The sequence below is a fragment of the Lentibacillus sp. JNUCC-1 genome (assembly GCF_009741735.1).
Classification (GTDB): domain Bacteria; phylum Bacillota; class Bacilli; order Bacillales; family Amphibacillaceae; genus Lentibacillus_B.
Genome location: NZ_WHOH01000003.1, coordinates 1,070,092 through 1,089,508 on the forward strand (window position 1 = coordinate 1,070,092; position 19,417 = coordinate 1,089,508).

The 19,417-nt window shown below is 40.9% G+C and carries 21 protein-coding genes and 1 pseudogene; 19 read left to right on the top strand and 3 right to left on the bottom strand.

The annotated features are described in order from the left end of the window. Positions 1–96: 96 nt before the first annotated feature. Positions 97–243 (bottom strand): sporulation histidine kinase inhibitor Sda, encoded by a 147-nt coding sequence (locus tag JNUCC1_RS15895; protein ID WP_156646458.1) that lies wholly within the window; start codon positions 241–243, stop codon positions 97–99. A 355-nt stretch (positions 244–598) separates the two neighbouring features. Between JNUCC1_RS15895 and JNUCC1_RS15900 the strand changes: the two genes are divergently transcribed. The 12 genes from JNUCC1_RS15900 (at position 599) to JNUCC1_RS15950 (ending at position 9,313) form a co-directional block, all read left to right on the top strand. After that, positions 599–1,114 (top strand): YqeG family HAD IIIA-type phosphatase, encoded by a 516-nt coding sequence (locus tag JNUCC1_RS15900; RefSeq protein ID WP_156646460.1) that lies wholly within the window; start codon positions 599–601, stop codon positions 1,112–1,114. Between the two features lie 2 nt (positions 1,115–1,116). After that, the gene (yqeH, locus tag JNUCC1_RS15905; protein WP_156646461.1) at positions 1,117–2,217 is read left to right on the top strand and encodes a ribosome biogenesis GTPase YqeH; all 1,101 of its coding nucleotides are present in this window, start codon (positions 1,117–1,119) and stop codon (positions 2,215–2,217) included. A 10-nt stretch (positions 2,218–2,227) separates the two neighbouring features. Then, positions 2,228–3,076: a shikimate dehydrogenase gene (aroE, locus tag JNUCC1_RS15910; RefSeq protein ID WP_156646463.1), complete on the top strand. Its 849-nt coding sequence runs from the start codon at positions 2,228–2,230 to the stop codon at positions 3,074–3,076. 1 nt (position 3,077) lies between these two features. Continuing rightward, the gene (gene yhbY / locus JNUCC1_RS15915) at positions 3,078–3,368 is read left to right on the top strand and encodes a ribosome assembly RNA-binding protein YhbY (protein ID WP_156646465.1); all 291 of its coding nucleotides are present in this window, start codon (positions 3,078–3,080) and stop codon (positions 3,366–3,368) included. Next, positions 3,369–3,947, top strand: a complete 579-nt coding sequence (locus JNUCC1_RS15920) for a nicotinate-nucleotide adenylyltransferase (protein WP_331713894.1) — start codon at positions 3,369–3,371, stop codon at positions 3,945–3,947. Then, entirely contained in the window at positions 3,934–4,506 is a 573-nt protein-coding gene (gene yqeK / locus JNUCC1_RS15925) for a bis(5'-nucleosyl)-tetraphosphatase (symmetrical) YqeK (protein WP_156646467.1), read from the top strand. Before JNUCC1_RS15920 ends, yqeK begins: the two co-directional genes overlap by 14 nt. Positions 4,507–4,524: 18 nt before the next feature. After that, positions 4,525–4,878 (top strand): ribosome silencing factor, encoded by a 354-nt coding sequence (gene rsfS / locus JNUCC1_RS15930; RefSeq protein WP_156647158.1) that lies wholly within the window; start codon positions 4,525–4,527, stop codon positions 4,876–4,878. Then, a complete protein-coding gene (locus tag JNUCC1_RS15935) occupies positions 4,859–5,623 on the top strand; it encodes a class I SAM-dependent DNA methyltransferase (RefSeq protein WP_231784250.1) in 765 nt (254 codons plus the stop codon). The genes rsfS and JNUCC1_RS15935 overlap by 20 nt, the downstream gene beginning before the upstream one ends. 105 nt (positions 5,624–5,728) lie before the next feature. Next, entirely contained in the window at positions 5,729–6,061 is a 333-nt protein-coding gene (locus JNUCC1_RS18840; protein ID WP_231784251.1) for an SLBB domain-containing protein, read from the top strand. Then, positions 6,055–6,321 carry a ComEA family DNA-binding protein gene (locus JNUCC1_RS18845; RefSeq protein ID WP_231784252.1) on the top strand — a complete coding sequence of 89 codons (267 nt, stop codon included), beginning with the start codon at positions 6,055–6,057 and terminating at the stop codon, positions 6,319–6,321. The genes JNUCC1_RS18840 and JNUCC1_RS18845 overlap by 7 nt, the downstream gene beginning before the upstream one ends. 72 nt (positions 6,322–6,393) lie before the next feature. Further along, on the top strand, positions 6,394–6,954 hold the full coding sequence (locus JNUCC1_RS15945; RefSeq protein WP_156646472.1) for a ComE operon protein 2: 561 nt from the start codon (positions 6,394–6,396) through the stop codon (positions 6,952–6,954). A gap of 76 nt (positions 6,955–7,030) precedes the next feature. After that, positions 7,031–9,313: a DNA internalization-related competence protein ComEC/Rec2 gene (locus tag JNUCC1_RS15950; protein ID WP_156646473.1), complete on the top strand. Its 2,283-nt coding sequence runs from the start codon at positions 7,031–7,033 to the stop codon at positions 9,311–9,313. Between the two features lie 76 nt (positions 9,314–9,389). Here the strand turns inward: JNUCC1_RS15950 and JNUCC1_RS15955 are convergent, their stop codons facing one another. Continuing rightward, positions 9,390–9,524 carry a YqzM family protein gene (locus tag JNUCC1_RS15955; RefSeq protein ID WP_156646475.1) on the bottom strand — a complete coding sequence of 45 codons (135 nt, stop codon included), beginning with the start codon at positions 9,522–9,524 and terminating at the stop codon, positions 9,390–9,392. A gap of 302 nt (positions 9,525–9,826) precedes the next feature. On the opposite strand from JNUCC1_RS15955, the gene holA reads away from it, so the two are divergent. Next, on the top strand, positions 9,827–10,864 hold the full coding sequence (gene holA / locus JNUCC1_RS15960) for a DNA polymerase III subunit delta (protein ID WP_156646477.1): 1,038 nt from the start codon (positions 9,827–9,829) through the stop codon (positions 10,862–10,864). 55 nt (positions 10,865–10,919) lie between these two features. Here the strand turns inward: holA and rpsT are convergent, their stop codons facing one another. After that, a complete protein-coding gene (gene rpsT / locus JNUCC1_RS15965; RefSeq protein WP_156646480.1) occupies positions 10,920–11,180 on the bottom strand; it encodes a 30S ribosomal protein S20 in 261 nt (86 codons plus the stop codon). Between the two features lie 164 nt (positions 11,181–11,344). On the opposite strand from rpsT, the pseudogene gpr reads away from it, so the two are divergent. The 6 genes and pseudogenes from gpr (at position 11,345) to hrcA (ending at position 19,391) form a co-directional block, all read left to right on the top strand. Beyond that, positions 11,345–12,438, top strand: a pseudogene (gene gpr / locus JNUCC1_RS15970) (GPR endopeptidase). A gap of 316 nt (positions 12,439–12,754) precedes the next feature. Then, complete coding sequence (gene spoIIP / locus JNUCC1_RS15975; protein ID WP_156646482.1) at positions 12,755–13,927, top strand: stage II sporulation protein P; 1,173 nt, start codon at positions 12,755–12,757, stop codon at positions 13,925–13,927. A gap of 5 nt (positions 13,928–13,932) precedes the next feature. Further along, complete coding sequence (locus tag JNUCC1_RS15980; protein WP_156646484.1) at positions 13,933–14,181, top strand: hypothetical protein; 249 nt, start codon at positions 13,933–13,935, stop codon at positions 14,179–14,181. A gap of 1,061 nt (positions 14,182–15,242) precedes the next feature. Continuing rightward, on the top strand, positions 15,243–17,051 hold the full coding sequence (gene lepA / locus JNUCC1_RS15985; protein WP_156646486.1) for a translation elongation factor 4: 1,809 nt from the start codon (positions 15,243–15,245) through the stop codon (positions 17,049–17,051). A gap of 74 nt (positions 17,052–17,125) precedes the next feature. After that, positions 17,126–18,283, top strand: a complete 1,158-nt coding sequence (gene hemW / locus JNUCC1_RS15990; protein ID WP_156646488.1) for a radical SAM family heme chaperone HemW — start codon at positions 17,126–17,128, stop codon at positions 18,281–18,283. 76 nt (positions 18,284–18,359) lie between these two features. Beyond that, positions 18,360–19,391, top strand: a complete 1,032-nt coding sequence (gene hrcA / locus JNUCC1_RS15995; protein WP_156646489.1) for a heat-inducible transcriptional repressor HrcA — start codon at positions 18,360–18,362, stop codon at positions 19,389–19,391. The last annotated feature ends 26 nt before the right edge of the window (positions 19,392–19,417 follow it).

Below are 19,417 nucleotides of genomic sequence, written 5' to 3' on the forward strand. Positions count from 1 at the left end.
GTCTTTAAGGCAAAGAAGTTTCCAAGAAATAGCTTAACACAAAATGTATTGCATAAAAATAAAAACCCCTCTCTTTTAGTAAAGAGATGGGGTTGATTATGTGGAATGGGACTGTTCAATGGGAAGCGTTAACTGTCGTTTCTCTATTTCCTTTTCAATGAGCGCCACAAAATCCGGGCTTAAATGTAATTCTCGTGCTTTGAAATAGGATTCGATCAGCAGGTCATCCGATAAATTTTTCATATTAATAGCCCTCCTCTGGGACGTTTAAGGATGAGTTTATTATAGACTACCCATAATCTACCACGAATAAACCGTGATAACAAGAAAGCACTTATCAACAACTTGCGGGGGATAGAATGTGCATAACGTTGACAGAAATCGCGTATTTTGGCGGAAAAAACCTGTGGAATTCGTGGGTAATGTTATCCACAACTCGAATTTTGCCGTCATTTGTCGAACGATTTCCGGAATCATATTCCCTCAATATATCGGGAACTGTAAAAAAATGATGGTTGTCACTTCAAAAATGCTGGAAGTTCATATACGATATGTATAGAATAGCGATAGGTAAACGTCGATAAAGAGGTGTGTATGATTGTTTAAGTATTTTTTGCCCAATGAACATGTAAAAACTGTATTTGATATACAACCTGAACAGCTAATTGAGCAAGGTATAAAAGGAATTATTACTGATCTTGATAATACACTCGTTCCATGGGATGTCAAGAATGCTACTGATGAGGTAATAGCCTGGCTTCACCAGATGGAAGCAGCAGGCATTAAAGTAACGATTCTTTCCAATAATAAACTTGAGCGTGTTAAAGTATTTTCAGAGCCGTTGGGAACACCTTATGTATTCAGTGCTCGCAAACCTTTGAAACGTGCATTTAAACAAGTTGCTCGGAAAATGGAATTAAGGAAAGAGGAAATTGTTGTAATAGGTGACCAGCTTTTGACAGATGTTCTTGGAGGCAACATGGCAGGGCTTTATACCATACTGGTCGTCCCTATAGTTAAAACAGATGGATTCTTTACACGATTTAACCGTAAAGTTGAACGTCGTATTCTGGCATACATGCGCAAAAAAGGTAAAATCACCTGGGAGGAATAAGAATGGACGAACTGATATGTCAGGGGTGTGGTGTTACACTGCAGACAACTGATAAAAACAAAGCGGGTTATACACCTGCCTCAGCACTGGAAAGAGAAATCGTCTTATGCCAGCGTTGTTTTAGACTGAAACATTATAATGAATCTCAAGAGGTATCTGTCTCAGACGATGACTTTCTTCAAATGGTCAGTTCAATCCGAAATGCTAATGGACTGGTCGTGCATCTGATTGACCTTTTTGACGTAGAAGGGTCACTTCTGAAAAATCTTCATCGTATAGTGGGCAACAGTCCTGTTGTGCTTGTGGCCAATAAAGTAGATCTTTTGCCAAAATCAATTAATGTCTATAAACTGGAAAAATGGTTGCGTTCTTCCGCTAAGAATGTCGGTGTGCGCGTCAAGGACGTCTTTTTGATTTCAGCTAAGAAGGGTCACGGGGTTGTTGAACTCGCGCAGGCTATTGAAAACGAACGTAATACAGAAGACGTATATATTGTAGGAACAACCAATGTAGGAAAATCGACGTTTATTAACCGTTTGATTAAACATTCAACTGGGGAAGGGGATGTGATTACAACTTCCTATTTCCCAGGTACAACGCTCGGGTTCATAGAAATTCCACTTGACGAAACAAGTGTATTAATTGATACTCCGGGAATTGTAAATAAACAACAGCTTGTGCACTATGTATCAGATAAAGACTTGAAAATTATCACGCCCGATAAAGAAATCAAGCCAAGGGTATATCAATTAAATCCCGAACAAACCTTATTTATTGGAGGTTTGGCCAGAGTGGACTTTATTAAAGGTGAGCGTCAATCATTCGTTTGCTATTTTGCTAATGACCTGGCCATTCACCGGACGAAACTTGAAAAAGCAGAGGCTTTATTTGAAGAACATTTAGGGGGGCTTTTGTCACCTCCTGATGCTGAAACACTGGCCATTTTGCCTGAATTTAAATCACATGATTACAGGCTGCCTGAAGAAAAAACGGATATTGTACTGCCGGGATTGGGCTGGATCAGCGTTCCGAGCACAGGGGCCTCTGTCAGAGTTCATATTCCCGAGGAAGCGACTGTAACATTGCGACAATCATTATTATAGGGGTGCAGTAATGACTTTTAAACTTGCGTTGATTGGCCATCCTGTAAAACATTCCGCTTCACCCGGAATCCACAAACAATTCCTGGGTCAGACAGGACTTAAGGGCTCTTATAACTTATTAGAAATCCCTCCTGAACAATTCGAAACTGAAACGCTGACTCAGTTAAAGAACGAACAATGGAATGGTTTCAATGTAACCGTGCCATATAAACAGAAAATATTGCCTTATTTAGATCATATAGATGCTGCAGCTGAGCGGATTGGAGCTGTTAATACAATTGTCCAGTTAAATGGTAAGTGGACAGGGTATAATACTGATGGAGAAGGCTTTATCGAGGCTTTAAATCACAGTTTTCCTGTTCAAATGGCTAACCGGGATTTGCAAATTCTGCTTATAGGTGCAGGTGGTGCCACAAGAGCAATTTATGATACTCTTGTACAAAATGGGTACAGATTTATAGACGTGGCCAACAGGACCACAGAAACTGCAAAATCTCTGGTCAATCAATTGAGCAAGCCGCATACAGAAACTGTATGTAAAACTCTGCAAGAAGCTGAGTCGGTTCTTGATCACTATGATGTCATTGTTCAAACGACATCAGTTGGTATGAAACCCGCATCAGACCGTGCAGTCATATCACTTGAACGGATAAAGCCATCCGCGATTGTCAGCGATATTGTATATCAGCCGATTGAGACAAGCCTGTTAAGGCAAGCAAGATTACACGGAGCCAATGTTCATTATGGTCACCAGATGTTGCTTTATCAGGCCAAGCATGCATTTAAGTTGTGGACGGGGCAAACGCCGGAAGTTACGGACTTGGCCCAAAAAATGTATTTGGAATTGGAAGGTGGATAAGATGTTGACAGGGAAACAAAAACGTTATTTGCGTAGTCATGCCAATCAAATTAAACCAATCTTTCAAGTTGGTAAAACAGGCGTTAACGATAATATGCTTACGCAAATTTCCGAAGCTCTTGAAAAGAGAGAACTACTGAAAGTCAGTGTCCTTAATAATTGTCTTGAAGATAAAGATGTTGTTGCTGAACAACTCTCAAAAGGCACTGGTGCAGAAATTGTGCAAATCATCGGTAATAATATTGTGCTTTACAAAGAGTCTAAGGAAAATAAACAATTGGAGCTGCCTTAAATAACAAATGATGAAAAAATTGGACTACTAGGTGGTACTTTTGACCCGCCGCACACAGGACATTTATTGATTGCAGAAGGCGTGCGTGATGCATTGCAACTAGATGAGGTATGGTTTATTCCAACCTATGAAGCGCCGCACAAACAAAGCTCTGGGACGGGTGTTGACAGCCGTCTTCAAATGCTTAAACAGGCCATTAAAACAAATCAAAATTTCTATATTAATGATATTGAAATAGAACGAAAAGGTGTGTCATATACTGTTGACACAGTGACATTATTACGAGAAAAGCACCATGACGTACAATTTCATTTTATAATTGGTGCTGATATAGTTGAATATTTGCCCCATTGGCATGAGATTGAAAGATTATTGGATCTTGTAAAGTTTATTGGTGTTGGACGTCCAGGATATAAAATGAAGACAGATTATCCGATCATCGAGGCAGATGTGCCGCTGATGGATATTTCATCCACCGATGTGAGACGTCGTGTTAAAGAAGGCCAGACGATTAAGTATCTGGTGCCGGAATGTGTTGAAACTTATATTTACAAGAGGCGATTATATGAACAGAAATGACGCCATTAATATTGTTAAACCTGTACTTACTGAAGTCCGTTATGAGCATACATTACGTGTAGCTGATACAGCTGTTATGCTTGCAGAAGCGCATCAGGGCTCAATCAGACAAGCAGAACTTGCTGGTCTCTTGCATGATTATGCCAAATATCATTCGAAACAGGAGATGGTGCGGTGGATTAAATCCACGACATTGCCAAAAGACCTTCTTGATTACCATCATGAATTATGGCATGCACCTGTTGGAGCGAAGATGTTGCGATTAATCCATGGGGTGACAGACAGGGCTGTTTTGGATGCTATTTATTATCATACAACCGGTCGTGCCCATATGACGCAATTGGATATGATTGTATTTGTAGCAGATTATACAGAACCAGGACGGGATTTCCCTGGTGTTGATCAGGTACGGGAGGCTTCTCGGAATGACTTGGTATATGCAAGTTGGCTTGCACTTAAAAACACTGTCATATACCTTGCTGGCAATGAATCAGGCATTTATCCCGATACGCTTCATGCTTATAACGACTTAACTAAATATGTAAAGGGTGGTCAATAATTGAGTAAAGAACAAGATATGGTGCAGCTTGCGGCTCAGGCCTGTGATGAAAAACGCGGTGAAGATATTGTTGCTCTTGACATGAAAGACGTCTCGCTCGTTGCTGACTATTTTTTAATTTGTCATGGCAATAGTGAACGACAGGTCCAGGCAATCGCTAAAGGCATAAAAGATACGTTGGAAGAAAACGGAGCTCATGTTAAGCGGCTGGAAGGCTATGAACAGGCCCGTTGGGTGTTGGTCGATACTGGTGACGTTGTCTGTCATGTTTTCCATAAAGATGACCGTACTTATTACAACCTCGAGCGTTTGTGGGGCGATGCAGATCATGTGCATTTGAATTTAGACCGGAATGACACCTATGGCATATGAGCAAATGGCTTCAGTCTATGACACGCTTATGGAAGAAGCCCCATATGGCAATTGGGTGGCGTTTACGAAAGCACTATTCAGTCATGAAACCTCGGAAGTGAAAAATGTAATTGATCTTGGGTGCGGCACAGGGAAAATAACTACTGGACTCGCTGCTTCAGGATACAATATGACGGGTGTTGATTTTTCTTCAGCGATGTTAAGCCAGGCTGATCAGCATGCACAAATGGCAAATGTAAATATCAACTGGATTTGTCAGGATCTCCGTGAATTGAATATAGGTTTTGAAATGGATGCAGCTGTCAGCTATTGTGATGTGATGAATTATATTACGACAGAAAAAGAACTGTTGCACGTTTTTCAGAACACATCAGAAATATTAAAACCAGGTGGCTTATTTGTATTTGATGTGCACTCATTATTCCATGTTGAACAACATTGTATTAATCAAACGTTTGCGGACGTTACGGATTCCGCCAGTTATATATGGTTTTGTCTGGAAGGTGAAGAAGCCGGGGAGATGTATCATGACTTAACGTTCTTTAAAAAGTCAGGAGATGTGTACAAAAAATTTACGGAATTACACCACCAGCGGACGTTTCCAGTCAAAGTATACAAAAATTTATTAAAACAATCAGGGTTCCATTTTTGTCATTTATATGGTGATTTTTCTTTGAAATCCAATAATGTGACAGATGAAACAGAAAGATTCTTCATAGTTGCACGTAAACAGGCCGGAAAATAAGATTTTCCGGCCTGTTTTTCAGTTTGCCAACCGAGCTTAAACGTCCTATAATACGAATAACCACGTAATGAATGCCTTCTATTTCTCTGTAAAGGACGTGCCCCCATGATTCCCGTGTTGAAAAAACACTTTTTTCTTCTTATTGTTGCCGTGGTCGGAATTCTGGTTTTGGTATTGCCGCGTGATGTGGATCAAGGTGTGATTCCAGAAGACGATACGGTGACTGCTGCCTCCGATCATTCTTCCACCGATACGCCTCTTAAGAATGAACAATCCTTCATCATGGTTGATGTTAAAGGTGAAGTGCGAGCACCAGGTGTGTATGAAGCAGAGCCGGGAATGAGAGTTCATGACTTAATTGATCAAGCTGGGGGTTCACAGAGAAGGCAAATGAAGCAGCTGTCAATCTTGCCCAAAAAGTTCAAGATGAAATGGTGATTCTTATTCCGCATCAGGAAGACAATGCCATGGATGCAGTAGGTGTATCTGCATCTTCCCAAGCAGATAAAGTGCGTATCAACTATGCCGACAAGGCAGAGGTTGAAACACTGCCAGGTATTGGTCCCTCAAAAGCAGCTGCGATCATTGCTCACCGTGAAGAACATGGCCTTTTCCGTACAGTGGAGGATTTACTCGAGGTGAGTGGCATCGGTGAAAAAACATTAGACAATATTAAAGATGCTCTCCAAGTTCCTTAAGGGATTGACGAGCAGACCATTCCACCTTAAACTGGAAAAGATCATGAATTTATTTAAGATGGAGGATTACCAATGGAACGAATCTCCTGGGATCAATATTTTATGGCTCAAAGCCATTTACTCGCTTTACGAAGCACGTGTACGCGGCTAATGGTCGGTGCCACAATCGTAAGAGATAAAAGAATTATTGCTGGAGGATACAACGGCAGCGTTTCAGGTGGTGTACACTGTATTGACGATGACTGCTATGTGATCGATGGGCATTGTGTCAGAACCGTGCATGCTGAAGCCAATGCATTGCTCCAGTGTGCAAAATTTGGAGTGCCGACTGAGAATGCAGAAATATACGTCACCCATTTTCCGTGCCTCCAATGTTCTAAGCAAATCATTCAAAGCGGCATTAAAGCCGTGTATTATGCCGAAGATTATCGTAACCATCCGTATGCTGTAGAGTTGTTTCGTGAAGCCGGTGTTAAAACAGAAAAAGTCGTCTTAAACGACCTGATGGTTGATCAGGATTTTCGTAAGAAGCAAACCTATGTTCATAAACTGCTTCAAACCTTGGAACCATTTGTTGATGAGAGTTCGTTTCATACATATAAGCAGGAAGCAGAGCAGCTGTTTAAGCCTTAACAGCTGACCCAAGTAGGGGGAGTGGTATGATTCATGCAATTTCATCCACTCCCTGTTCTATAAAAGGAGGAAGAAAGTGACGGGTTATTGGCATATCACTGCAATCATTATGACATGCACGGTGGTGATTACTTATATTTTACAGCAAACTTGGCTTCTGTTTGCCCTTTTAATTTGGATGGGGATTCTATATTATCAGAAGCGCATCAATCCTATTGTGATGATTGTTTCAATGCTCTTGATGATTTATGTCCTTTTTTTAATGCCCCATCCGAAACCTCTTCAAGATGAGAGCCCTCTGACAGCCCCACTTACTGGCAAAATCACCTCACAAGTTAAATACACTTCCAAAAAAACCGAGTTTACTTTCCGAACAAACCACACGAATACCTTGATTCAGGTCGTTTACTTTCCAGCAGATAATGAACAGCCTCATACCCTCTTTCCTGATCTTAAGCATGGCGCGGTTTGTAATGTTCACGCAAATTCTGAACGCCCTTCTACCAGCACCAACCCCGCTGAATTTAATTACAGAGAATATTTAGCTAAGCAAAACATCCATCACCAGATTATTCTTCAATCTCCTCATGATATAGCATGCACCAGCGAATCATATCTGAACAAAGTTTTTGAAATAAGTCATTTCTTTCAAGGACTTATCGATTCAACTTATCATTCCGAGACGAGTGCCTGGGTGAAAGGGCTTGTTTTTGGAGATGATTCTGGAATTGACAAAGAGCATCTTGAGTTATTCAGGCGATGGAGTCTATCGCATCTGCTGGCAATTTCAGGCCTTCATGTTGGTCTAGTCATGGCTTTGATTTATTTCCTTTTGGTCCGCTTAGGCCTTTTTACTAAAGAAAAAGCAGGGTGGGTAATGCTAACATTTCTGCCACTCTATGCTTTAATGGCAGGGGGAGCACCTTCTGTTTGGCGGGCAGCCCTGATGGCTGGGCTGTTTATTTTAATGCAGAAGTGGAAGCTAGTGGGAAGTTTAACGGATGTTCTGAGTGTTATATTAATTATTGTAGTTGGTTTTAATCCATTTATTATTTATCATATCGGGTTTCAGTTTTCTTTTCTTGTTACATTCGGTCTCTTGTTATCCAGAAGCTGGTTGTCTGAAACATCAAATTCCCCGTTCTATACATTGTTGAAAATCGGCTTTATATCTCAAATGATGATTCTGCCGTTGCAAATTATATATTTCTATACATTTAACCCCTTATCCATTTTGCTCAATGTGTTGGTCGTTCCCTATTTCACCTTCTTTGTAATTCCTTTTATGTTTATCCTACTCGCTTTTGCACCGATAACAGTTCTTGCTCATAAGCTTGAAATGTTGTTCGTGATTGTTCATCAGCAAATTTTGAATGTATTGTACTGGGTCGATGCACATATGTATGCGCCATTTACTGTGGGCACAATACCGATTTTTTCGGCTGTGATCTATTATGTGTTTCTATTATGGATGATGCATGAATTAGAAGGGAAGCATTATTTCAAAGCCTTTGCCCGGGGAAGTGCACTTGTGTTGTTATTAGTCGTGCTCACTTTAAGACCATATGTGTCTCAGACAGGCACTGTTACGATGCTTGATATTGGTCAAGGTGATGCACTGGTGATCGAACTCCCTTATAGGAAAGGTGTTATTGTCATTGATGCAGGAGCCCAGGTTAGCTTTGGGAACATTGATAAGTCTGACAAGGTATACAACCAAATTATTAAACCATTTTTATTATCAAAGGGAATTGATCACGTTGATGCTGTTTTCCTAACACATCGCGATTGGGATCATATTGGAAGTGTGGATGCTCTTGTGGGAGAGTTTTCAGTAGGAACAATTTATATAAGCGATTATTATGAAATCCAATCTGATTCTTTCAAAATATGGGCGGAGCACGCCGGAAATGTCAAGCGTGTCAGACAAGGTATGAGCCTTCAAATTGGAAGCCAGCCCTTTACAATTTTATCGCCTGGGCGGGATTGGGGCTCGCCAAATGAGAATTCACTCGTACTCCTGACAGAATTAGGCAACTCAACATGGTTGTTTACAGGAGATGCAGGGGAAAAAGTGGAGAACGACATTGTTACTGCATTTCCGGATTTGAAAATTGATGTTCTCAAGATCGGACATCATGGGAGTCGAACATCGACTAAATCACGATTTATTCAAGAAGTTCAACCTGGTTATGGCCTGATCTCAGCAGGACGAAACAATCGTTATGGTCATCCTGCACCTGAAGTCCTGGAGGTGCTCGACACATATGGTGTACATGTTCTAAGAACAGATAAAGACGGCGCAGTGATATTTCAATACCAAGATGATGGGGGACGTTTTCTTAAGTATGTTCGTTGAGCAGCAGTATATACGCACACAAAAAGAGACTGCGTAATTCAGTCTCTTTGAAGGCAGAAATCATATCATATTTTGCTTAGGAATAAATAACGCTAATGACAACGCCTATAGTGAAAATCAGGACAAAAAATACAAACGAGAATCCAAATCCTTTAATGGAGTCAACGACATCATTATTTTTCGATTGGCTATCTTGTTCAAATTCGTTCATACTGATCCCTCCCATTCAATCATTAGTATAAAACAAATTCTGTTAAAAATCCACTCATCCATGCAAAATCATCCAATAGATGTCCTTCCTGCAATAGAAAGACTTAACAGCTATAGTTTATCTTTTTCTGCTCAACCTAAGAGCAATATCGTTTGGCATCGATTTGCCCGGGAAATTGACTGCCAGGCGTTCATATAGATTAAAGAGGGAGTTCATACTGGCCGGATCTCCCTCTTTTTATGCTTGCTAAAAAATACGCTTCAATTTAGGATAGAAGTATCTACAAACAAGTGAGTGATCCTATGGCATCTTTTACCGAAACAATCAGTGATATAAAAAAAGGCAAGGTTGCAAATGTTTATTTGTTTTATGGAACTGAAGCTTATTTTATGCAGCGTTTAAAAAACCAATTAATAAAAAAAGTTATTCAACCGGGCGAGGAAGAAAACATGGCTGCATATAATCTTGAGGAAACGCCGGTTCAGGAAATGATAGCAGATGCTGAAACGTATCCGTTTTTTGGCGAGAAAAAGTTAATTATTGCTAATCAGCCGTCTTTTTTACAGGCAAAACCAAAGCAGCTGTCTTTTCAGCATGATGTTGATTTGCTTGATCAATATGTTAAAAACCCTGCGCCATACACAGTAGTCGTTCTGCTTGCAGATTATGAAAAAATTGACAAGCGTAAGAAAATCAATAAAGCTTTGCAAAAACACGGGGTCACGGTATCGTGTGAACCGATTAAGCCGTATGAAGCAAAAAAATGGCTCCAGCACATGGCAGGTCGTGTGAATGTGTCAATCGATCAAGATGCAGCTGAATTGCTTGAAGCTGAATTATCGACTAATTTATTCATGATGCAAAATGAAATAGAGAAGCTTGCTTTTTATGCAGGAGATAGCGGCACCATAACGAAGGAAATGGCGGAAACACTACTGGCTCAATCAATGGAGCAGACTTCATTACAATTGGTTGAAGCGGTTATTAACGGCGATTTGGAGCAAGCCATCTCTATTCACAATCATTTATTGGATATGAAAGAAGAGCCGATTGCGATGGTGGCTTTGCTCGGCTATCAGTTCCGCACGATTTTGCAGATTAAACGGCTGAAAGAAAAAGGATACAGCCAAGGCCATATGCAAAAGCAATTAGGCGTTCATCCATATGTTATTAAAATCAATGCCCAAAGAGAAGGACGTTTCACCGATGATCAATTACGAAATATACTGATACAGCTCACACAAACAGATGCTGTACTTAAACAAGGGAAAATGGATAAGAGGCTGGCTTTTGAGCTGTTGCTTTATGCATTGGTACAGGCCAGACTACAGCCAAATTAATATTATAAAACACACAAAAAACGATCCATACCAAGGATCGTTTTTTTCTGTGGTCTTATGCGTTTTGAACAAGTTTTGCCAACCGTGATTTTTGACGGTTACCTGTATTGCTGTGGATCACACCTTTACCAACAGCTTTATCAATCTTACGCGTGGTGCTTACCAATTCTTTTTTTGCACCTTCAACATCATTGGCAGCAACAAGCTTCTCAACACGTTTGATATGTGTGCGCATATCTGATTTATAATTCTGATTGAGATCATGCTTCTTTCTGTTTGTATCAACACGTTTAATGGCAGATTTAATATTGGCCATATTGTCACCTCCTGACAGACGTATCATCAAGCAAAAAATATTGTATCAAACAGGAGCCGTTTTTTCAATAGAAAGTATGAGACAACTGAGTGATGCTTGTATGTTTTTGGCGAAAAAGTCCATTCTATGTACTAAACGTCTTCACTTTGAAAGGTTGTGATGAATTGAAGGAAGAACAAGATTTTAGTGTCAGAACAGACTTGGCCGTAGAAGCAAAAGACATGTATGTGGAATCTAAAGAAGATAAGGACACCGAGTTGTCAGGTGTAACGGTTAAAGATCGACAACAGGATGATGTGAATATCACATATGTCGAAGTTTCTTCAGAAGGCGGCAAACTTATCGATAAAAAGCCTGGTACGTATGTAACGATCTATGCCGATGGTGTTAAAAAACAAGATACTAAGAAGCAAAAAGAGGCAGCGGGAATCTTGGCTAAGGAACTGGAAGCACTGCTTGAGCACAACCAAGTTCCGAAAGACGCCACTGGGCTTATTGTTGGACTTGGCAATTGGCAAGTAACACCGGATGCGCTTGGTCCGATGACCACTGAAAAAATTCTAGTTACAAGTCATTTGTTTGAGCTTGATTTTGAAACCGTTGCCGAGGGATACAGGTCTGTTGCTGCTATAACACCAGGGGTGATGGGCGTTACGGGGATTGAAACAAGTGACACTATTTTTGGGATTGTTGAACAGTTTAAACCTGATTTTATTATAGCCGTAGATGCCTTGGCTTCCAGGTCTGTGGAGCGAATCAATGAAACGATCCAGCTTTCAGACTCGGGCATACATCCAGGTTCGGGTGTGGGCAACAAAAGAAAAGAATTAAGTAAAGAAACGCTGGGGTCCCCGTTATTGCCATCGGGGTGCCGACTGTAGTTGACGCTGTTACAATCACGAGTGATACGATTGATTATATGCTTAAGCATTTGGGCAGAGAAACTGAAAATGAAGGAAGACCTGGAAATGCCCTCGCACCCTCTGGTTTTTCATTTGGAAGTCGCACTTTAACCGATGAAGATCTACCTGATGAACAACAACGACATACATTTATGGGGCTTGTGGGTACGTTGTCAGAAGATGAAAAACGCGCGCTGATCAAAGATGTGCTTACCCCCATTGGACGCAATTTTATTGTGACTCCCAAAGAGGTAGACGGTTTTATGAGGGATATGGCTCACGTTGTCGCCTCAGGTATCAATGCTGCATTACATGACACAGTCGACCTTGAAAACTTTGGATCCTATACAAGATAATAGCATTTCAAATAGAAACTATTTGCTCATCCAGTGTTGCTATTTATTAAGGCACAAAATCCATAAACTGCGAACTGACTTATGACTGCCTAACACTGCCGACCGGGGGACTCATATATCGGAAAATCAAGAATTTATTATTAGAGACGCAACCAAAACTTCTCAGTAACCTTTTAGAAAAGAGTCTTAACATAAGACCGGTTTCTAATTCTATATAGAATTAGAAACCGGTCTTTTTGGTTGTTTAATCTGCCTGGTTCTATTTCTGATATAGCGTTCATAGAGATATACAAGAGTCATGGAAAGGGGTGGGCAGATGAAGCCAAATTACTTAAAAAAGAAACAAACCGATAAAAAGGGGATAGGTTTTTTTAAAAATAGCGGGATATATATTGCTTGTATCATGATTTTGTTTGTCAGCATCGGACTGTTAACTTCATTAAGTCCGGCATATCGGCTCTCGTCTGCTGCAATTGAAAGATGGACAAGCGAAATCGAGAGTACAACCTACTTAAAGCTGCTCGGACTTGAAAATAGAGCATTTCGGGAGGCTCTTCCCGAAGATGAATCAATGCCAAATATTACGGCTTCCTTGTTTCAGTTGGCAACAAATATGCGGCCTAATGACCCGCGCAGCCTGCTGGGTCAGGAAATTCCAGGCATTGCAACTTTTGAAAATAAAATTATTGTAGCTGGGGAAGGGACGGGGTATTCTGATTTATCTTTCGAATCCTCACCACCACTTGAAGATGTTCTTGAAGAGCGAGAAGCTACTTTTGAAGAAGAGAAACAAGAAAAACCACAACAGCCTGACCATGAGCAAACAACAGGTGACAGAGATGTTGTGTTTATTTATAACACCCATAACCGGGAGTCTTTCTTACCGCATTTGCCTGATGTGGATAATCCGAATCTTGCTTATCATAAAGAGGTTAACATTACAAAGGTAAGTAAGCGCCTTGCAGAGGGGTTGAAAAATAGGGGCATCGGGTCTGTCGTGGATCAAACAGACATCGCCACCAAATTACAGGAACGGGGTTGGAAACATTGGCAATCATATGACGCTTCAAGGGATGTTGTGAAAGCAGCAGTTTCCGGTAATAAAGATCTGCAATATGTCATTGATGTTCACCGTGACAGCTTGCCGCGGAATAAAACGACAATTGATATTAACGGAAAACCTCATGCGAATATTTTGTTTGTGGTCGGAGCAGAACATCCTGATTTTGAAAGAAACGTCCTTGTTGCTAGGGAGTTACACAAAATGCTTGAAAAGAAATATCCCGGTCTGAGTAAGGCTGTTATAACAAAAGAAGGTCCAAATGTTGATGGTGTTTACAACCAGGATTTATCAGACAGGTCGCTTTTGATCGAATTAGGCGGCGTGGATAACACACTTGATGAACTGTATCGAACTGCAGATATTTTTGCAGAAGTGTTTGGAGAATTTTATTGGGATGCTGAAAAAGTGAGCGGGGAAGAGGAGTGAGGTAAATGCGTTTTATTACTGTGGTGTTATTGATGGCCGTATTCTTTTTGCTGGGGATTGTTTATGCGAACAATCCTTCCGGTGAAATGTTTGGTGGGTGGAAAGAAGCGCTGGAGCAAAATCATGAGGCAGAGGACATTCCACCAGTTCAGAAGGAGCCCAAAACCGAACCGACATCCGTATTAGAACCTGTTGACGTGGAACAATCCCCCACTTCACGCAAAAAATGGCATCGTCCCTTGAAACAGTCGTAAAAGGCTTCTATGACGGCGTTGTCGACGTACTATATACATTCACAGAAGCATTCTTTTAGAATACCTGACTACAAATCATTTTAATCACAGTAGACACAAACTGCGAACTAATGAATCCTTAAATTTATTCATGGGAAGAGATATTCTGGCTGTTAATCGAAAAGGCAAATCAATGTGCGTGATAAGTGTAAGGTGATTTCCGCTACGGACAGTTCGCTTTAACTTTATCACAGCTCAAGTGCGACATCTGTTCAAGAAAATCACTTTCACAGTGTCTTCTAGCCGCGGGCACGGCCTCAGCCTCCTTGCCCCGGCAAGGGGTATGTCGACGTTGTCCGCAAAGGACGGTTTTAGTCGACCCTCCCTAATGTAACGCTGTGGGGTCTTCGACTCGTGCTATTCCCGCAGGAGTCGACTGTCCTTCGCTCCAATCACCCTATTTTATTAAGTAGCTTGGACGGCTATGCTCAAGAATTATGACACGTTTTTTTAACGTTTGGTTTGGCTACAAAATGCCCGATACATGCATAGTTGCAATAAGATTTATGAGCAATTTTGCATTCCGGAGTAATTATATCTTAAAATGTGCGATTTCCCGGTTTTGATCATTCTCTTCATAAAAGCGAAAGAATGAAATTGTTCTTCACAAAGCTCGGGGAAAACACGGAGACTCCTGTGGGATGCAAAGCCTCGGTGAGACCCCGGAGGTCGTCAGAGGGGAAGGAAGGCTAAAACCGCGACGTCCTGTCGCAACGCCTTCATGACCCACATCCTGTGGGCCCGAGGCTCAGCAGCGCCCACGGAACGCGAAGTGTTTTCCCCGAGCTGGAGCCAGAAGCAGTCCCAAACATGCTTAGTTAGGTCCACCACTTACGTCGCAGTTTATGGATATGGTATTTTAGTGGGATCTGTTCGAAAATAGGGTTGGTTTTTGGTTTGATGATTGATTGTCTATGGTTCACTTGCTATAATCAATGCAGCAAGCAACAATTCAATCGTGATTGTCATGTGGCAAGTTATGCATGATACGTGTATTGACCATGTAGGAGTGAACATCGTTTATGGTGAGAAAACAACAAAACGTCCGTAACTTTTCTATCATTGCTCATATCGACCATGGCAAGTCGACGCTCGCTGACAGGATATTGGAAAACACCAAAGCCCTTACCCAGCGGGAAATGAAAGAGCAGTATCTGGATGCCATGGATCTTGAACGTGAGCGTGGAATTACAATTAAACTAAATGCCGTACAGCTTCATTATTCGAGCAAGACAAATGAGGAGTATATTTTTCATTTAATCGACACCCCAGGTCATGTCGACTTTACATATGAGGTCTCAAGAAGTCTCGCGGCGTGTGAAGGTGTCATTTTGGTGGTGGATGCAGCTCAAGGCATCGAGGCTCAGACGCTCGCAAATGTGTACTTAGCACTTGATAATGACCTTGAGATTATCCCTGTCATTAATAAGATTGATTTACCGAACGCGGATACAGACCGTGTGGCTCAGGAATTGGAAGATGTGGTTGGAATTGATAAAAATGAAGTCATTCTGGCCTCTGCCAAGGATAACATTGGAATTGATGAAATCTTGGAGCGAATCGTTTCGGATATCCCGGCCCCGGCAGGTTCTTCAGAAGCACCGCTTAAGGCACTGATTTTCGATTCTTTATATGACTCATATCGTGGTGTCATTGCCTACGTTTCCATAAAAGAAGGCGCGCTAAAAAAAGGCGATCATATTAAAATGATGGCTACGGGCAAGACGTACGAGGTCAATGACCTAGGCGTGTTTACACCAGCACCTGTCAGTCAGGATGAATTATATGTCGGTGACGTCGGGTTTCTGACTGCCTCCATTAAAAACGTTGGAGACACACGCGTCGGGGATACGATTACCCTTGCGAACTATGAAGCCGAAGAGCCTTTGCCAGGCTATAAGCCACTAAACCCTATGGTGTTTTGTGGGTTATATCCGATAGACTCCAATAAATACAATGACTTAAGAGAAGCGCTTGAACGTCTGGAATTAAATGATTCTGCTTTGCAATATGAGGCAGAAACCTCTCAGGCACTTGGGTTTGGCTTTCGTTGCGGATTCCTCGGACTCCTGCACATGGAGATTATACAGGAGCGTATTGAGAGAGAATTTAAGATTGATTTGATAACTACCGCTCCAAGTGTTATCTATGAAGTCGAGACAACGAGCGAAGAATTGTTGGAAGTGGACAATCCCTCAATGATGCCAGACGCTCAACAAGTTGAAAACATAAAAGAACCTTATGTTGAGGCTACAGTTATGGTGCCCAACGATTATGTGGGAGCAGTAATGGAACTTTGTCAGAAAAAGCGTGGACAATTTAGAGATATGCAATACTTGGACGATGTTCGTGTGAATATTGTTTATCATATACCGTTATCTGAGATTGTTTATGACTTTTTTGATCAACTGAAATCCCAGACAAAAGGTTATGCCTCGTTTGATTATGAAATAATTGGCTATCACACATCAAAGCTAGTTAAAATGGACATCCTGCTTAATGGCGAAACAGTTGATGCGCTGTCTTTCATTGTGCATCGTGATTTTGCATACGAACGTGGAAAGCATATTGTAGAGAAATTAAAAAACCTTATTCCCAGACAACAGTTTGAGGTCCCTGTTCAGGCCGCCATCGGAAATAAAATTGTCGCCCGCTCCACGATTAAAGCCATGCGTAAAAACGTCTTATCGAAGTGTTACGGAGGGGACATCTCCCGAAAGCGGAAATTGCTGGAAAAACAAAAAGAAGGTAAGAAACGGATGAAAATGGTTGGTTCAGTGGAAATTCCACAAGAAGCATTTATGTCTGTACTGCAGATGGATGACGATTAATTCAGAGGAGAAACTTTGGATATTCCAAAGTTTCCCTTTTTCGTTATTCGTGCATATAAAGGAGAGGTTATACAATGCCGGACTCGGTATATATTCATATCCCATTTTGTGAACACATCTGCCATTATTGTGACTTCACAAAGTTTTTTTATAAAGAAAATCAAACTGATGCCTATTTGGAGGCTTTGGCTAATGAAATTGGTATTAATGTTGCAGAACCCAAAAAATATGTTAAAACAATCTATATTGGTGGTGGCACACCAACTGTTTTGACATTGGCTCAATTAGAGAAACTTATGTCCATGATCAATGAGGCATTTGATGTCACGCACGCTGAGGAATTTACCATCGAAGCAAATCCTGGTGATATTGACACTGAAAAAATTAAGTTGCTGAAAGAGTGGGGGGTTAACAGGGTCTCACTCGGTGTACAGGTGTTTGATAATGATATGCTTAAAGAATTGGGGCGGGCACATAAAGTAAAGGATGTTTACACGACCGTGAGTCGTCTTCAGCAAAATGGTATAGAAAACATCAGTATTGATCTGATTTATGCTTTGCCTAACCAGACTCCTAATCATTTTCGGAAAACCGTTGAAGAAGCAGTGGCATTTGACTTGCCACATTACTCAACCTATTCTCTGCAAATTGAACCCAAAACTGTATTTTACCAACGCCATAAAAAAGGTATTTTAAATAAGCCGCCTGAAGAGGAAGAGGTGGAAATGTTTCATATCCTTAAAGATACCATGGCTCAAAACAGATTGAACAGATATGAGGTCAGCAATTTCTCAAAGCCCGGTTTTGAAAGCAAACACAATCTGACATATTGGAATAATGACTATTATTATGGATTCGGAGCAGGAGCGAGCGGGTATTTACCAGGACGTCGAACTAATAACTTAAAACCGCTCCCAGCTTACATTAAACAAGCCAATTTGGATGGGAAACCCCTTCTTCAAGCAGAGGAGATCGGTCTTAAAGAGGCTGTTGAGGAAGAGTTTTTCCTTGGACTCCGTAAAATGGAAGGGGTCAATAAAGCACAGTTCAAAGAACGTTATGGCTTTTCCCACGACCTTGTCTATTCCAATGCGATTGATGTTTTAAAGCAAAAAGGCTGGCTTGCGGAAGATGAAGCATGGATCAGGTTGACGGAGGAAGGTCTGCTATTCGGAAACAGCGTATTTGCCCACTTTTTGATTGAAGAAGCAGATCTCAAACATGTTCGTTGACAAAAAAAGCATCTTTTGATAATTTATTTATAGAATTAGCACTCAACACAAACGAGTGCTAACAGAGGTGATCATCATGTTGACAGAGCGACAAATGTTGATATTGCAAGTCTTGATTGATGATTTCATTGAATCTGCCCAGCCGGTGGGCTCACGCAGATTGTCACAAAAGAAAAATGTTGATTTCAGTCCGGCAACCATTCGAAATGTGATGGCTGACCTTGAGGATATGGGGTATATTGAGAAACCACATACTTCTTCTGGTCGTATTCCGTCTGAGCAAGGCTATCGGTTTTATGTAGATCATTTAATTCCTTATCCAAGTGCAGACCAGGGTATACATTTCATTGAACAGGTTGTGCAAGATGAATTTATGGAATTCGAACAAATCGTTCAGAAGTCTGCAGAAATTCTGTCCGATATTACGAATTACACCACGATCATCCTAGGTCCGGAAATATTTGAGACAACATTAAAACAGCTTCAGATTGTGACGCTTACTGAACACACAGCTGTAACCATCCTGATAACAAATACAGGGCATGTTGAACATCGTTCATTTACAATACCAGCTCATATTAGTTCATCTGATCTGGAAAAAATCGTTAACATACTAAATAACCGGCTACATGGTGTACCGCTTATCCACTTGCCACAGAGGGTAAATGTTGAACTTCATTCAATGCTCAGACAGTATGTTGATGATTATGAAACAGTATATGAATATGTGAAGTCCGCTATAGTTGGTGATTATCCAATTAAACTGTACATTGGCGGCAAAACGAATATTCTTATGCAGCCTGAATTTAATAACATTGAGAAGGTCCGTTCGTTTTATACAATGATGGAAAATGAAGATGAAATCACACAATTGTTTAAAGGTACACCGAACGGTATTGAGGTCAGGATCGGTAACGAAAACAAAATGGAAGCTGTTAAGGATTTAAGTGTTATCACATCTTCTTATCATTTAGGGGATGGTAATGCTGGCATGATCGGTCTTCTCGGTCCAACCCGCATGGAATACAGAAAAGTGATCAGTCTGTTGCAAGCTTTTTCAAACGAAATGTCTGATGCTTTATATGTGTGGTTTAAACAAAATGAATAAAGTGAAAGATGTTCATGTTACGTCTT

Excerpts from the sequence above, each read along its gene's own strand:
- lepA (WP_156646486.1), top strand. The coding sequence starts at position 15,243 with ATGGTGAGAAAACAACAAAACGTCCGTAACTTTTCTATCATTGCTCAT.
- aroE (WP_156646463.1), top strand. The coding sequence starts at position 2,228 with ATGACTTTTAAACTTGCGTTGATTGGCCATCCTGTAAAACATTCCGCT.
- JNUCC1_RS15895 (WP_156646458.1), bottom strand. The coding sequence starts at position 243 with ATGAAAAATTTATCGGATGACCTGCTGATCGAATCCTATTTCAAAGCA.
- JNUCC1_RS18840 (WP_231784251.1), top strand. The coding sequence starts at position 5,729 with ATGATTCCCGTGTTGAAAAAACACTTTTTTCTTCTTATTGTTGCCGTG.
- JNUCC1_RS18845 (WP_231784252.1), top strand. The coding sequence starts at position 6,055 with ATGGTGATTCTTATTCCGCATCAGGAAGACAATGCCATGGATGCAGTA.
- rsfS (WP_156647158.1), top strand. The coding sequence starts at position 4,525 with ATGGTGCAGCTTGCGGCTCAGGCCTGTGATGAAAAACGCGGTGAAGAT.
- JNUCC1_RS15980 (WP_156646484.1), top strand. The coding sequence starts at position 13,933 with ATGCGTTTTATTACTGTGGTGTTATTGATGGCCGTATTCTTTTTGCTG.
- spoIIP (WP_156646482.1), top strand. The coding sequence starts at position 12,755 with ATGAAGCCAAATTACTTAAAAAAGAAACAAACCGATAAAAAGGGGATA.
- JNUCC1_RS15955 (WP_156646475.1), bottom strand. The coding sequence starts at position 9,524 with ATGAACGAATTTGAACAAGATAGCCAATCGAAAAATAATGATGTCGTT.
- hemW (WP_156646488.1), top strand. The coding sequence starts at position 17,126 with ATGCCGGACTCGGTATATATTCATATCCCATTTTGTGAACACATCTGC.
- JNUCC1_RS15945 (WP_156646472.1), top strand. The coding sequence starts at position 6,394 with ATGGAACGAATCTCCTGGGATCAATATTTTATGGCTCAAAGCCATTTA.
- yqeH (WP_156646461.1), top strand. The coding sequence starts at position 1,117 with ATGGACGAACTGATATGTCAGGGGTGTGGTGTTACACTGCAGACAACT.
- rpsT (WP_156646480.1), bottom strand. The coding sequence starts at position 11,180 with ATGGCCAATATTAAATCTGCCATTAAACGTGTTGATACAAACAGAAAG.
- hrcA (WP_156646489.1), top strand. The coding sequence starts at position 18,360 with ATGTTGACAGAGCGACAAATGTTGATATTGCAAGTCTTGATTGATGAT.
- yhbY (WP_156646465.1), top strand. The coding sequence starts at position 3,078 with ATGTTGACAGGGAAACAAAAACGTTATTTGCGTAGTCATGCCAATCAA.
- JNUCC1_RS15935 (WP_231784250.1), top strand. The coding sequence starts at position 4,859 with ATGACACCTATGGCATATGAGCAAATGGCTTCAGTCTATGACACGCTT.
- holA (WP_156646477.1), top strand. The coding sequence starts at position 9,827 with ATGGCATCTTTTACCGAAACAATCAGTGATATAAAAAAAGGCAAGGTT.
- yqeK (WP_156646467.1), top strand. The coding sequence starts at position 3,934 with ATGAACAGAAATGACGCCATTAATATTGTTAAACCTGTACTTACTGAA.